Raw genomic sequence first — 12,153 nt, 5'->3', positions numbered from 1 at the left:
GCATAAAAAAAGACATAAATGAGCGGGACAGGGCATTTGGTACGGATAATTGGCATTGATCCGGGGTTGCGCAACCTGGGATGGGGCGTGGTTGATGTCGTCGGCAGTAAAACGACTCACGTCGCCAATGGCATTTGCCGATCAACCGGTGAGGCGCTGAGTGCGCGATTGCTGTCCTTGCATGTCCAATTGAGCGCGATTTTCGCGCAGTTTTTACCCGATCAGGCCGCTGTCGAGCAGACCTTCGTGAACAAAGACGGTGCCGGGACGCTCAAGCTCGGCCAAGCGCGCGGGATTGCGATGCTGGTCCCGGCACAAGCCGGATTGAGCGTGGGGGAATACGCCCCCAATACGGTGAAAAAGGCCGTTGTCGGTGTCGGCCATGCGGATAAGAACCAAGTCTTGCACATGGTGCAGATGCAATTGCCCGGTGCCGTGATCGCGGGCCCGGATGCGGCGGATGCCTTGGCCATTGCGATTTGTCATGCGCATTACGGCGGGGCCAGCGGGTTGAGCGCGGCCATCGAGAGGGCGCGGGCATGATTGGCAAAATCACCGGTCGGATTGATTACCGCGCGCTGGATCATGTGTTGATCGACGTGCGCGGCGTTGGATATCTGGTCTATTGCTCGGATCGGACGATGGCGAGCCTGCCGGGTGTGGGGCAGGTGGTGGCGCTTTTTACCGATCTTGTGGTGCGCGAGGACCTGTTGCAGTTGTTTGGCTTCACCACATTGGCGGAAAAGGAATGGCACCGTTTGTTGACCTCGGTGCAGGGCGTGGGGGCCAAGGCGTCGCTGGCCATATTGGGGACGCTGGGGACGGATGGTGTCAGCCGCGCGATTGCGCTGGGCGATTGGAACGCGGTCAAGGCCGCCAAGGGTGTGGGGCCGAAAATCGCGCAACGCGTGGTGTTGGATTTGAAGGATAAGGCGCCCAGCATGATGGCCATGGGCGGGACGGTTGCGCAGGCGAGGGGAGAAGCTGTGGCGGAGGTCATCGAGACCTCCGCCACAGCTGCGCCGATCCCGCAACCGTCCTCTTCGGCGCAGGCGGATGCGCTTTCGGCGCTTGGCAACCTCGGCTACGGTCCGGGCGATGCGGCGGGGGCCGTGGCGCAGGCGGCAGGTGAAAACCCCGGTGCCGATACGCCGACGCTGATCCGGGCGGCGCTGAAACTGCTCGCACCGAAGGGCTAGGGGCATGCGCATCTTGAAGGACATCACATGAGCGACATCGACCCCACCGTGCGGCCCGACCCCTTGCCGGGGGATTTCGACCGTGCGCTGCGTCCGCAGATGCTGGAGGAGTTCGTCGGACAGGCTGAGGCGCGTGCCAATCTGCGCGTTTTCATCCAATCGGCCCGCCAACGCGGCGAAGCGATGGATCACACGCTGTTTCACGGCCCCCCCGGCTTGGGGAAAACCACGCTGGCGCAGATCATGGCGCGCGAGTTGGGTGTGAATTTCCGCATGACCAGCGGGCCGGTCTTGGCCAAGGCGGGCGATCTGGCGGCGATCCTGACCAATCTGGAACCGCGTGATGTGTTGTTCATCGACGAAATCCACCGGTTGAACCCGGCGGTTGAGGAGGTGTTATATCCCGCGCTTGAGGATTTCGAACTTGATCTGGTGATTGGCGAGGGGCCTGCGGCGCGCACGGTGCGTATCGAGTTGCAGCCCTTCACGCTGGTGGGGGCGACGACGCGGATGGGATTGTTGACGACACCGCTTCGCGACCGGTTTGGCATCCCCACACGGTTGGAATTCTACACGGTGGATGAATTATTCATCATCGTGAAGCGTAATGCGCGAAAACTCGGCGCGCCTGCGGATGAGGGTGGTGCGCGCGAAATCGCACAACGGGCGCGTGGTACACCACGTATTGCGGGACGATTGTTGCGTCGTGTGGTGGATTTTGCGGTGGTTGAGGGCGATGGCCGTGTGACGCAAGCGCTTGCGGATATGGCGCTGACCCGGTTGGGGGTTGATCTGTTGGGGCTGGACAGTGCGGATCGTCGATATTTGCGCCTGATTGCGGAGAATTACGCGGGCGGTCCTGTGGGGATCGAGACGCTGAGTGCGGCGCTGTCGGAAAGTCGGGATTCGCTGGAAGAGGTGATCGAGCCGTTTTTGCTGCAACAAGGGTTGATCCAGCGCACGCCGCGCGGTCGCATGTTGGCGCAAAAGGGCTGGACCCATTTGGGCATGCAGCCGCCGAAATCGCAGACGGATCTGTTTGGGGTTTAAGGGGCGAGGCGCGAGAGGAGAGGGCGTATGGACGCAAGCGAGATCGAGGCGCTTTTCACGCGCGAAAACGGTGCATTTTCATTCGCCCGCTGGAACCGGCCCATCGCGCCGGTGGTTTTTGGCGTCACCGATGACACGCTTTCGGTGGTCAAGGGCGCGCTGGAGGCGGTGATGGTTTTATCCGGCCACCAGATGGCGGAAACCGACCCGGAACTCGGCAGCAATTTCATGATGTTCTTTTTCCGCGACTGGGATGAATTGCCCGAAGTGCCGGGCTTGGACCGCTTGATCCCGGAGCTTGGTCCTCTTGTTGACCGGCTGAAATCGGTGGAGGCGAACCAATACCGTATTTTCCATTTTGAGCCGGACGGCGCGATCAAGGCGTGTTTTGTGTTCCTGCGGATGGATGGCGATTTGAGCGCGGTGCCTGCGGAAACGCTGGCGCTGAGCCAGATCGTGCAATCCGTCCTACTCTGGTCGGACGTTGCGTTTCGCGGCAAATCCCCTCTGGCCGTGGCGGGGGATAAGACCATCCTGCGCCCCGATGTCGCCGCCCTGATCCGCGCGGCCTATGATCCGGTGATGCCACCTGTCAGCCAGGACAAGAGCCATGCGCTGCGGCTGGCCGCGCGGGTTGGGCTGGCGCAATGACTATCTATGCGCGGCGCGCGATATGATCGACTATCATGCATTCGCGCGGCAATGGGAGGCGGGCTGGAACAGCCATGATCTGGACCGGATCCTGTCGCATTATCATGCCGATATTCTCTTTCACTCGCGCAAAGCGCAGGCTTTGACCGGAAAGGGAGTTATCAAGGGGCGCGAGGCCTTGCGTGCCTATTGGACAGCGGCGCTGGAGGCACAACCGCAATTGGCTTTTCGTATCCAGGATGTGTTTGCAGGATACAACATGACCGTGATCAGCTATCTCAATCACCGCGATGTGCTCGCGGCAGAGACGTTTTACTTCGACGCTGACGGAATAGTCACGCAGGCGGCGGCCTGTCACCGGCTGGAGGCTTCCTGATGCACAGCTTTCCGATCCGCGTTTATTACGAGGACACCGACATGGCGGGCATTGTCTATTACGCCAATTACCTGCGCTACATCGAGCGGGCGCGCAGCGATTGGGTCCGCCAGATTGGCATCGACCAATTGGCCATGAAGGCCCAAGGCATCGTTTTCGCGGTACGCCGCATCGAGGCCGACTACATTCAGCCTGCGCGGTTCGATGATGTGCTGGAGGTGGTCACGCGCCTGATGAAAATCACGCCCGCGCGCATGATCATGGGGCAAGACGTGCGGCGTGGCGAGACGTTGGTTTTTGCCGCAAAGGTTACGATTGCCTGTATCGGGGCAGGCGGAAAACCCGCTCGATTGCCAGCAGAACTCCGCTTAATGCCCATTGCTGAGGCCCAATGACAGCATAGTGATAGCAATTTGCGTTGTAACCCGCTAGAATCACCTACAATCGAGGTCGGCAAACGACCCGTCGCGGTACATAGAATAGAGCAGGCATCATGGAAGCAGACACGCTGGCACTGGCGCATGAGATTGATTTCTCATTCTGGGGGCTATTCGCCCGCGCGACTTTAATCGTCAAATTGGTGATGATCATGTTGATCATTGCGTCCTTTTGGTCCTGGTCGATCATCGTTATGAAACTGCTGGTCTACAAGAAGGCGCGCGCCGAGTCTGCCGAGTTCGACCAGGCCTTTTGGTCGGGCGAACCGCTGGATGCGCTTTATGAGACCACCGGACCCGCGCCCTCGGTCAGTTCTGAAAAGATATTTGCCGCCGGGATGACGGAATGGCGCCGTTCGCACCGCGATGATGGCGGGCTGATCGCCGGGGCAACCTCGCGGATCGACCGGTCCATGGATGTGGCGATCAACAAGGAGGCGGATTATCTACGCGGGGGGCTGACCGTTTTGGCCACGGTGGGGTCGTCGGCGCCGTTTATCGGTCTGTTCGGGACCGTGGTGGGGATCATGAACGCATTCATCGAGATTGCAGAGCAGCAGAACACCAACCTGGCCGTCGTGGCGCCGGGGATTGCGGAGGCCTTGCTGGCCACGGGTCTGGGCTTGCTGGCGGCGATCCCGGCGGTGATTTTCTACAACAAGCTGAGCGCGGATTGCGACAAGATCCTGTCGGGCTACGAATCCTTTGCCGATGAGTTTGCCACCATCCTCAGCCGCCAGTTGGACGGTTGAGCCATGGGTGGGGGCGTTATCCAGAACCAGGATGGGGGCGGTAACAGACGCCGCCGTCGCGGGCGTGGCAAGGCGCAACCGATGTCGGAGATCAACGTCACGCCCTTTGTCGACGTGATGCTGGTGCTGTTGATCATCTTCATGGTTGCGGCGCCGCTTTTGACCGTGGGTGTGCCGGTGGAATTGCCCAAAACCGCCGCCGGGGCCTTGCCCGCGGATCAGGAAGAGCCGCTCACGATCACGATCACGGCGCAGGGCAGTCTGCAAATCCAGACCACTGAGACCGCGCGCAATGAGCTGATCCCCAAGCTGCGCGCGATTGCCGCCGAACGCACGGGTGATCAGGTTTTCCTGCGTGCCGATGGCGCTGTGCCTTACGCTCAGGTGATGGAGGTCATGGGCGCGCTGAACGCGGGCGGTTTTTCCAACATAGGGTTGGTCACCGACATCGGTGGCCCCACGCTGGATGGTCAGGATGGGGCCACCGGCGGGGTGGATCGGTAGGGCACGGTGCATACCGGTCATTATATTTCGGGTGCGGGGCATGTGGTCCTGATCGGTTGGCTGATCTTTGGCGATGTCTTCGCCGCAGAGCCCTTGCCGTTTGAGGCGACCTCCGTGTCGGTCGTTTCGGGCGCTGAATTCGCGGCTTTAATGGCGGCGGGACAATCGCCGCAATCAAGCACTGAGGTGGCACAACCCACCAGTCCCGAGGTGACGCCGGATGCGCCCGCCATCGCCGCCATTGATGATGCGGCAACCGAGCAGACACCCCCCGTGCAGGCCGCGACGCCAAGTGCCGAGGACGCACCGGATGTGTCCCAACTCGCACCACCGCAGGCCGAGGTGAGTGACGCAGCCCCCGTGCTGCCAGAACCCCCGGCGGATGTGGCGGTATTGGCACCTGAGATCAGCGATACGCCGGTGCCGCAAGCCGCAGAACGCGTGGCCCCCGAAGCGGTGGCACAGCCGGACCCCGAGGCCTTGCCTGATCCGGTCGAGCAGGAGGCCGTGAGCCCTGATGCCGCCGGAGAGACACCGCAAGAGACTGCCGAGGCGACCGCCCCGGAGGCTGCCGCGACCGAGATCGTGACCGAAGCCGAAGCGCCAAGGTCGCGGATTACGACATCGCCGCGCCCGCCCGCGCGCCCCGCAGCCCCGGTGCAGACCGCGCAACCGGTCGAGACGCCGCAACCAGAGGCGCCGACACCGGCACCGGCCGCACCCAGTACCGATGACGCGGTCGCCGCCGCGCTTGCCGAAGCCTTGGCCACGGAATCGAGTGCGCCCGCGGTGCCGCAGGGCCCGCCGCTGTCTGTCGGGGAAAAGGACTCCCTGCGCGTTGCCGTTTCCAGTTGCTGGAACGTAGGGTCGCTCTCCACCGATGCACTGGGAACCACCGTCGTGGTCACGGTGGCCATGACACAGGACGGCAAACCCGTCCCCGCGTCGATCCGGATGGCCTCCAGTTCAGGCGGATCGGAACAGGCCGCGCGCCAGGCCTTTGAAGCGGCACGGCGCGCCATCATCAGATGTGGCGCAAAAGGTTTCGATTTACCCGTAGAAAAATATAGTCAGTGGCAGGATATTGAGATGACGTTCAATCCCGAAAGGATGCGTATCAAATGAGATTTCTGGGAATTCTTTTGCTTGCGACCCTCGGGGTTGCCATTTTGCCCGCCAGCCCCGCACAGGCCCAGGGCGAGGGTCCGCTGAGGATCGAGATCACCGAAGGCGTGATCGAACCACTGCCCTTCGCGCTGCCGGTGTTTCAGGCGGAAAATCCTGATGCCGCCACATGGGCGGGTCAGATCAGCCAGGTAGTCTCGGATGATCTGATCGGCACCGGGCTGTTCCGCCAGATCCCGGCGGAAGCTTTCATCGCCCGCGTCGATAATTTCGCCGCCCCCATCCAATACGCCGACTGGAAGGCGATCAACGCCCAGGCCCTGATCACCGGGGCGGTCTCGGTGCAGGGTAATCAATTGAACGTCAAATTCCGCCTTTATGACGTGTTTTCCGGCGCCGAAATGGGGTCGGGCCTGCAATTCAGCGGCACGGCTGAAGGCTGGCGGCGCATGGCGCATAAGGTGGCGGATGCGGTTTACAGCCGGATCACGGGGGAGGGCGGCTATTTTGACAGCCGCGTGGTTTACGTCTCTGAAACCGGGGCCAAGGACGCGCGCCAGAAGCGATTGGCGATCATGGATTATGACGGTGCCAACGTGCAGTTCCTGACCGATAGCAGCGCCATCGTGCTCGCCCCGCGGTTTTCGCCCAACGGGGACCGCGTGCTTTATACCAGCTATGAAACCGGGTTTCCCCAGATTTATGTGCTCGACGTCGCCTCGGTGCAGCGGCGTGCGCTGGAAAGTCAGGATGGCACCATGAGTTTTGCCCCGCGCTTTGCGCCGGATGGTCAGCGCATCGTCTTTTCGCTCAGCCAGGGGGGGAATACCGATATCTGGATGATGAATATTGCAGGCGGCGGTGCCACGCGCCTGACCTCTGCGCCGTCCATCGAGACCGCGCCCAGCTTTTCGCCGGATGGCCGCCAGATCGTGTTCGAAAGTGACCGATCCGGCTCGCAACAGCTCTATATCATGCCCGCAGGCGGAGGCGAGGCGCAGCGTATTTCTTTCGGGCCGGGGCGCTATGGTACGCCCGTGTGGTCGCCGCGCGGCGATCTGATTGCCTTTACCAAGCAGAACGGCGGGCGGTTTCACATTGGTGTGATGCGCACGGATGGGGCGGAAGAGCGGCTTTTGACCGCGTCCTTCCTGGATGAGGGTCCCACATGGGCACCCAATGGTCGGGTGATCATGTTTACACGTGAAACCCAAGGGGCGGGTGGGCGTTCCACGCTCTATTCCGTTGATATATCGGGGCGAAACCTGCGCCCTGTGCGCACGCCGGAGGGGGGGTCAGATCCGTCCTGGTCGCCCTTGCAGAAGTGAGGTGTTTCAAAACGTTTCCAAGCCGGTTGGACTGTGCTAAAACACCAGTAAAACAACAACGATAATCAAATTTTTCTGAGGCAGAAAACATGAAAACATCAACAAAAATCCTCCTCTTGGTCGCGGGCCTGGCGCTTTCGGCCTGTACCGATCCCAGCCGGTTGGGCGGTGATGGCGCAGCCGGTGGCATCAATGGGGGCAATGGTGCCTTTGGTGCGGGCAGTGTGAATGATCCGACATCGGTGGCCTATTTCAATCAGGCCGTCGGGGATCGTGTGCTCTTTGCGGTGGATCAATCCACCTTGAGCGACGCGGGCCGCGTTGTGCTGGACGGGCAGGCGGTCTGGTTGCAAACCAACACCGATTTCACCGCGATCATAGAAGGCCATGCGGACGAGCAGGGCACGCGTGAATATAACGTCGCACTTGGGGCGCGGCGGGCCAATGCGGCACGGGAATATCTGATTTCGCGCGGCGTCGCGGGCAACCGTCTGCGCACCGTCAGCTATGGCAAGGAACGCCCGATCGAGATCTGTTCAAACGAGGCCTGCTATGCCAAGAACCGCCGCGCAGTCACCGTGCTGGCGAGCGGGCTGACGGGGTAAGCCATGCGTATTCTGGCCGTTCTCGCCACGATAGCGGTGCTGTCGCCCTTCGGGGCCACCGCTCAAAATGAGCAGACGCTGGCGGATATCCGTCAGGAAATGACGGTGCTGTTTGTGGAAATCCAAAAGCTGCGGCGGGAATTATCCACGACGGGCGGGCCGTCGGTGGATACATCTGGCGGCTCCGTGCTCGAGCGCATGAATGTGATCGAATCCGAAATGCAGCGGCTGACCTCCAAGACCGAAGAATTGGAGTTCCGCATCAATCGCATCGTTGAGGATGGCACGAACCGGATCGGCGATCTGGAATTCCGGCTGGTCGAGCTTGAGGGGGGGGATATTGCCGCTCTGGGGCAAACCAGCACGCTTGGCGGTGATACGGGGGTTTTGGCACCCGGTTCGGGGGTCGCGCCCGCAACACCGGACACGGGCATCCAATTGGCGGTTGGCGAAGAAGAGGATTTTAAAAAGGCACAGGACGCGCTGGCGGCGGGCGAATTTCAACGCGCCTCCGAACTTTTTGCGACTTTTACTCAGACCTATCCCGGAGGCCCGCTGGCGGCGGGGGCGGATCTGGGGCGCGGCGAGGCGCTTGAGGGGCTGGGCGATACACGCGAGGCGGCGCGCGCCTATCTCAGCAGTTTCAGCGGGGACCCCACCGGTCCGGTCGCCGCGCAATCCCTGTATCGTTTGGGCCGCTCGCTGGGAGGCTTAGGGCAGACCGAGGAGGCCTGTGTCACATTGGGTGAAGTCGGGCTGCGTTTTCCGGGCGATCCGGCGGCAGAGCTGGCCCGTTCGGAAATGCAAACGCTGGGCTGTGCATGATCTGATGCCACAGGGGCCGGGGAACGCGGTGGCGCGGCATCTGTTGCCCACCCCCCCCCGACGTCTCGGGATTGCCGTCTCGGGGGGAAGCGATTCCGTCGCGCTGTTGCATCTTTTGTATGATTTCGCGCAGACCTATGGCACCCAATTGCAGGTCGTTTCGGTCGATCATGGCCTGCGCGCGGAGGCGGCGCAGGAATCCGCCTTCGTGGCGACATTATGCGCGGGGCTGGGGCTGCCGCATGAAACCGTGCATTGGACGGGATGGGATCGGCAAGGCAACCTGCAAAACGAAGCGCGACAGGCCCGGTATCGTCTGATCGCCGCTTGGGCGCGCGCGCGCGACATCGAGACCGTGGCCCTTGGTCATACGCTGGATGATCAGGCCGAAACCGTGCTGATGCGGCTGGCGCGGGGCGCTGGAGTCGATGGGCTGAGCGCGATGTCGCCCCGGCGCACATCCGGCGGGATCACATGGCTTCGCCCCCTGCTCGATGTTTCGCGCTTGGATCTACGAAACATCCTGAAGCGACGTGGCGTCACCTGGTGCGATGACCCCAGCAACGAAGACCCGCATTTCGATCGGGTCAAGGTCCGTCAGGCCTTGGCCGTTCTGGAACCGCTCGGGATCAATGCCGAGGCGCTTGGACAGGTCGCATTCAACATGTCACGGGCGCGCGATGCGCTGCGGTGGCAGGCATTCTTGACCGCGCGCTCCATGGCAAAGATTGAGCGGGGGGCCGTGCGCATGAATTGGCGCGGCTATGTGACGCTGCCCGATGAGATCGCAAGACGGCTTCTGGTGGGGGCCATGGGATGGATCAGCGGCTCGCCTTATCCGCCCCGACGCAAATCCGTTTTGGGTCTGATCGAAGCCTTGAAACAAGGTGTCAGCGCCACGGCGGACGGCTGTCAGGTGTCGCGCAAGAGTGACGCGCTTTGGGTTTATCGCGAATATGATCCGGTGCGGGATATGGCCGGGTCGATCGGTGATATCTGGGACCGGCGATGGCGTTTGATCGGAGAGGCGGGGAGCGTGCCGCTTCATATCGCGGCCCTCGGGCCGGAGGGTTTGAAACAGCTGCCGGAGTGGCGTGGGCTGGGTGTGCCGCGCGGTGTTTTGCTGAGCACACCTGCCGTCTGGAACGGCACCAATCTGGTTGCGGCACCGCTCGCGGGTTTTCAAAACGGGTGGCACGCGCGCCCCGAATTTGACGATGAGGCATTTTTTGCCGCAGTTTTATCGCATTGAACATATGGTAACAGTGTCTATCTTAGGGCTGTGGTGGTATCATTGCGGTTCGCACCACACGCATATTTGGGAGAATTTCGTTGGGTAACGCACGCAACATCGCTTTTTGGGTTGTTTTGTTTCTTTTGATCCTGGCCCTGTTCAATCTGTTCAGTGGTCCCGGCAGCACCATGCAAAGCCGCGAGATCAGCTATTCTGAATTCGTGAACGCCGTCGAATCCGGCTCGGTCAGCAACGTGACGCTGGATGGCGAAGAGGTCCGCTTTCGTCAGGAGGACGGCGTTGATTACGTCGCGATTAAGCCGGAAGACGCTGAAATCACGAGCCTTTTGATCGACAACAACATCGCCGTGCGCGCCGAGCAGCAACAGCAGTCGGGTTTTCAGACCTTTTTGATGTCGCTGCTGCCCTTCCTGCTGTTGATCGGGGTTTGGGTCTATTTCATGAACCGGATGCAGGGTGGCGGCAAAGGCGGTGCGATGGGCTTTGGTAAGTCCAAGGCCAAGATGCTGACCGAAAAGCATGGCCGCGTTACCTTTGACGATGTTGCGGGAATCGATGAGGCCAAGGAAGAGCTCGAAGAGATCGTCGAGTTTCTGCGCAATCCGCAAAAGTTCAGCCGTCTGGGCGGTAAAATTCCAAAAGGCGCGCTGCTTGAAGGCCCTCCCGGCACGGGTAAAACTCTGCTTGCGCGTGCCATCGCGGGGGAGGCGGGCGTGCCTTTCTTCACAATTTCGGGATCGGATTTCGTTGAGATGTTCGTCGGCGTCGGTGCGAGCCGTGTGCGCGATATGTTCGAGCAGGCCAAGAAAAACGCGCCTTGTATTGTGTTCATCGACGAAATCGACGCTGTGGGCCGTCACCGGGGTGCCGGTTATGGCGGCGGTAATGATGAGCGTGAACAGACGTTGAACCAATTGCTGGTCGAAATGGATGGTTTTGAGGCCAACGAGGGCGTGATCATCATCGCCGCGACCAACCGTAAAGATGTGCTTGATCCTGCGCTTTTGCGCCCCGGTCGTTTTGACCGCCAGGTCACGGTGGGCAATCCCGACATCAAGGGTCGCGAGAAAATTCTCGGTGTGCATGCGCGCAAAACACCGCTGGGGCCAGACGTGGACCTGCGCATCATCGCGCGTGGGACGCCGGGCTTTTCCGGTGCCGACCTGGCCAACCTTGTCAATGAGGCGGCCTTGGGCGCGGCGCGGGTCGGGCGTCGGTTCGTGACGATGATCGATTTTGAGAGCGCCAAGGACAAGATCATGATGGGGGCGGAACGCCGCTCCATGGTGATGACGACCGCGCAAAAGGAAATGACCGCCTATCACGAAGCCGGTCACGCTTTGGTCGGTATGACCCTGCCGAAATGTGATCCTGTCTATAAGGCCACGATCATTCCGCGTGGGGGTGCGCTTGGCATGGTGATGAGCCTGCCGGAAATGGACCGCCTAAACATGTTCAAGGATGAATGTCACCAGCGTTTGGCCATGACGATGGCGGGCAAGGCGGCGGAAATCCACAAATATGGACCCGATTCAGTCTCCAACGGTCCAGCAGGCGATATTATGCAAGCCTCGGCTCTGGCACGCGCGATGGTGCTGCAATGGGGCATGTCGGATAAGGTCGGCAACATCGATTATTCCGAGGCGGCCCAAGGTTATCAGGGTGCCACGGGTGGTTTTTCGGTCTCCGCCAACACCAAGGAGACGGTGGAGGAAGAAGTCCGCCAGTTCATTCAGGACGGGTATGACTGGGCTCTCAAAATTATCACCGAGCGTGAGACCGAGTTTGAACGGCTTGCCCAAGGTCTGCTGGAATATGAAACGCTGACAGGCGAAGAAATCCAGCGCGTGATGGACGGCGAGCCCCCCGCACCGCCTGCAGATAAGGATGACAAACCCGACAGCGGCTCGGCACCAAGCATCACGGGTATCCCGAAGGCCAAGGCGAAGAACAAGAAATCGCCGCCCGCCGATGGTGGTATGGAGCCGGAACCTTCGGCCTGATCACCGCTCGCACTGGAGACATCATAAAAAGTCATGAGGCCCT

General features: G+C 61.1%; 14 protein-coding genes. All 14 read left to right on the top strand.

The features are described from left to right. Window positions 1-36 precede the first annotated feature (36 nt). Entirely contained in the window at window positions 37-543 is a 507-nt protein-coding gene (gene ruvC / locus ROLI_RS12870) for a crossover junction endodeoxyribonuclease RuvC (protein ID WP_187429998.1), read from the top strand. Further along, a complete protein-coding gene (gene ruvA / locus ROLI_RS12865) occupies window positions 540-1,199 on the top strand; it encodes a Holliday junction branch migration protein RuvA (RefSeq protein WP_187429997.1) in 660 nt (219 codons plus the stop codon). The genes ruvC and ruvA overlap by 4 nt, the downstream gene beginning before the upstream one ends. A 27-nt stretch (window positions 1,200-1,226) precedes the next feature. After that, window positions 1,227-2,249, top strand: coding sequence for a Holliday junction branch migration DNA helicase RuvB (ruvB, locus tag ROLI_RS12860; RefSeq protein WP_187429996.1), 1,023 nt, complete (start codon window positions 1,227-1,229; stop codon window positions 2,247-2,249). 27 nt (window positions 2,250-2,276) lie between these two features. Then, complete coding sequence (locus ROLI_RS12855) at window positions 2,277-2,900, top strand: hypothetical protein (protein WP_187429995.1); 624 nt, start codon at window positions 2,277-2,279, stop codon at window positions 2,898-2,900. After that, window positions 2,860-3,276: a nuclear transport factor 2 family protein gene (locus ROLI_RS12850; protein ID WP_262386497.1), complete on the top strand. Its 417-nt coding sequence runs from the start codon at window positions 2,860-2,862 to the stop codon at window positions 3,274-3,276. Before ROLI_RS12855 ends, ROLI_RS12850 begins: the two co-directional genes overlap by 41 nt. Further along, window positions 3,273-3,671, top strand: coding sequence for a tol-pal system-associated acyl-CoA thioesterase (gene ybgC, locus ROLI_RS12845; protein WP_187430027.1), 399 nt, complete (start codon window positions 3,273-3,275; stop codon window positions 3,669-3,671). The genes ROLI_RS12850 and ybgC overlap by 4 nt, the downstream gene beginning before the upstream one ends. Before the next feature lie 98 nt (window positions 3,672-3,769). Further along, complete coding sequence (tolQ, locus tag ROLI_RS12840) at window positions 3,770-4,465, top strand: protein TolQ (protein WP_187429994.1); 696 nt, start codon at window positions 3,770-3,772, stop codon at window positions 4,463-4,465. Window positions 4,466-4,468: 3 nt separating this feature from the next. Further along, window positions 4,469-4,969 (top strand): protein TolR, encoded by a 501-nt coding sequence (tolR, locus tag ROLI_RS12835; protein ID WP_187429993.1) that lies wholly within the window; start codon window positions 4,469-4,471, stop codon window positions 4,967-4,969. 6 nt (window positions 4,970-4,975) lie between these two features. After that, a complete protein-coding gene (locus tag ROLI_RS12830) occupies window positions 4,976-6,094 on the top strand; it encodes an energy transducer TonB (RefSeq protein ID WP_187429992.1) in 1,119 nt (372 codons plus the stop codon). Continuing rightward, complete coding sequence (gene tolB / locus ROLI_RS12825; RefSeq protein WP_187429991.1) at window positions 6,091-7,422, top strand: Tol-Pal system beta propeller repeat protein TolB; 1,332 nt, start codon at window positions 6,091-6,093, stop codon at window positions 7,420-7,422. The genes ROLI_RS12830 and tolB overlap by 4 nt, the downstream gene beginning before the upstream one ends. A gap of 89 nt (window positions 7,423-7,511) precedes the next feature. Continuing rightward, window positions 7,512-8,027 carry a peptidoglycan-associated lipoprotein Pal gene (gene pal / locus ROLI_RS12820; protein ID WP_187429990.1) on the top strand — a complete coding sequence of 172 codons (516 nt, stop codon included), beginning with the start codon at window positions 7,512-7,514 and terminating at the stop codon, window positions 8,025-8,027. Window positions 8,028-8,030: 3 nt separating this feature from the next. After that, the gene (gene ybgF, locus ROLI_RS12815; protein ID WP_187429989.1) at window positions 8,031-8,852 is read left to right on the top strand and encodes a tol-pal system protein YbgF; all 822 of its coding nucleotides are present in this window, start codon (window positions 8,031-8,033) and stop codon (window positions 8,850-8,852) included. A gap of 4 nt (window positions 8,853-8,856) precedes the next feature. Continuing rightward, window positions 8,857-10,104: a tRNA lysidine(34) synthetase TilS gene (gene tilS / locus ROLI_RS12810; protein ID WP_187430026.1), complete on the top strand. Its 1,248-nt coding sequence runs from the start codon at window positions 8,857-8,859 to the stop codon at window positions 10,102-10,104. Between the two features lie 80 nt (window positions 10,105-10,184). Then, on the top strand, window positions 10,185-12,110 hold the full coding sequence (gene ftsH / locus ROLI_RS12805; protein ID WP_187429988.1) for an ATP-dependent zinc metalloprotease FtsH: 1,926 nt from the start codon (window positions 10,185-10,187) through the stop codon (window positions 12,108-12,110). Window positions 12,111-12,153 lie beyond the last annotated feature (43 nt).

This window comes from Roseobacter fucihabitans (genome assembly GCF_014337925.2).
Taxonomy (GTDB): Bacteria; Pseudomonadota; Alphaproteobacteria; order Rhodobacterales; family Rhodobacteraceae; genus Roseobacter; species Roseobacter fucihabitans.
Note: the sequence above shows the minus strand (reverse complement) of the source record. Positions and strands in the feature narration are given on the sequence as shown.

Bases quoted from the DNA above. Each gene is read 5' to 3' on its own strand.
- ruvA (WP_187429997.1), top strand. From the start codon at position 540: ATGATTGGCAAAATCACCGGTCGGATTGATTACCGCGCGCTGGATCAT.
- ruvB (WP_187429996.1), top strand. From the start codon at position 1,227: ATGAGCGACATCGACCCCACCGTGCGGCCCGACCCCTTGCCGGGGGAT.
- ROLI_RS12855 (WP_187429995.1), top strand. From the start codon at position 2,277: ATGGACGCAAGCGAGATCGAGGCGCTTTTCACGCGCGAAAACGGTGCA.
- ROLI_RS12850 (WP_262386497.1), top strand. From the start codon at position 2,860: ATGCGCTGCGGCTGGCCGCGCGGGTTGGGCTGGCGCAATGACTATCTA.
- tolQ (WP_187429994.1), top strand. From the start codon at position 3,770: ATGGAAGCAGACACGCTGGCACTGGCGCATGAGATTGATTTCTCATTC.
- tolR (WP_187429993.1), top strand. From the start codon at position 4,469: ATGGGTGGGGGCGTTATCCAGAACCAGGATGGGGGCGGTAACAGACGC.
- tolB (WP_187429991.1), top strand. From the start codon at position 6,091: ATGAGATTTCTGGGAATTCTTTTGCTTGCGACCCTCGGGGTTGCCATT.
- pal (WP_187429990.1), top strand. From the start codon at position 7,512: ATGAAAACATCAACAAAAATCCTCCTCTTGGTCGCGGGCCTGGCGCTT.
- ybgF (WP_187429989.1), top strand. From the start codon at position 8,031: ATGCGTATTCTGGCCGTTCTCGCCACGATAGCGGTGCTGTCGCCCTTC.
- tilS (WP_187430026.1), top strand. From the start codon at position 8,857: ATGCCACAGGGGCCGGGGAACGCGGTGGCGCGGCATCTGTTGCCCACC.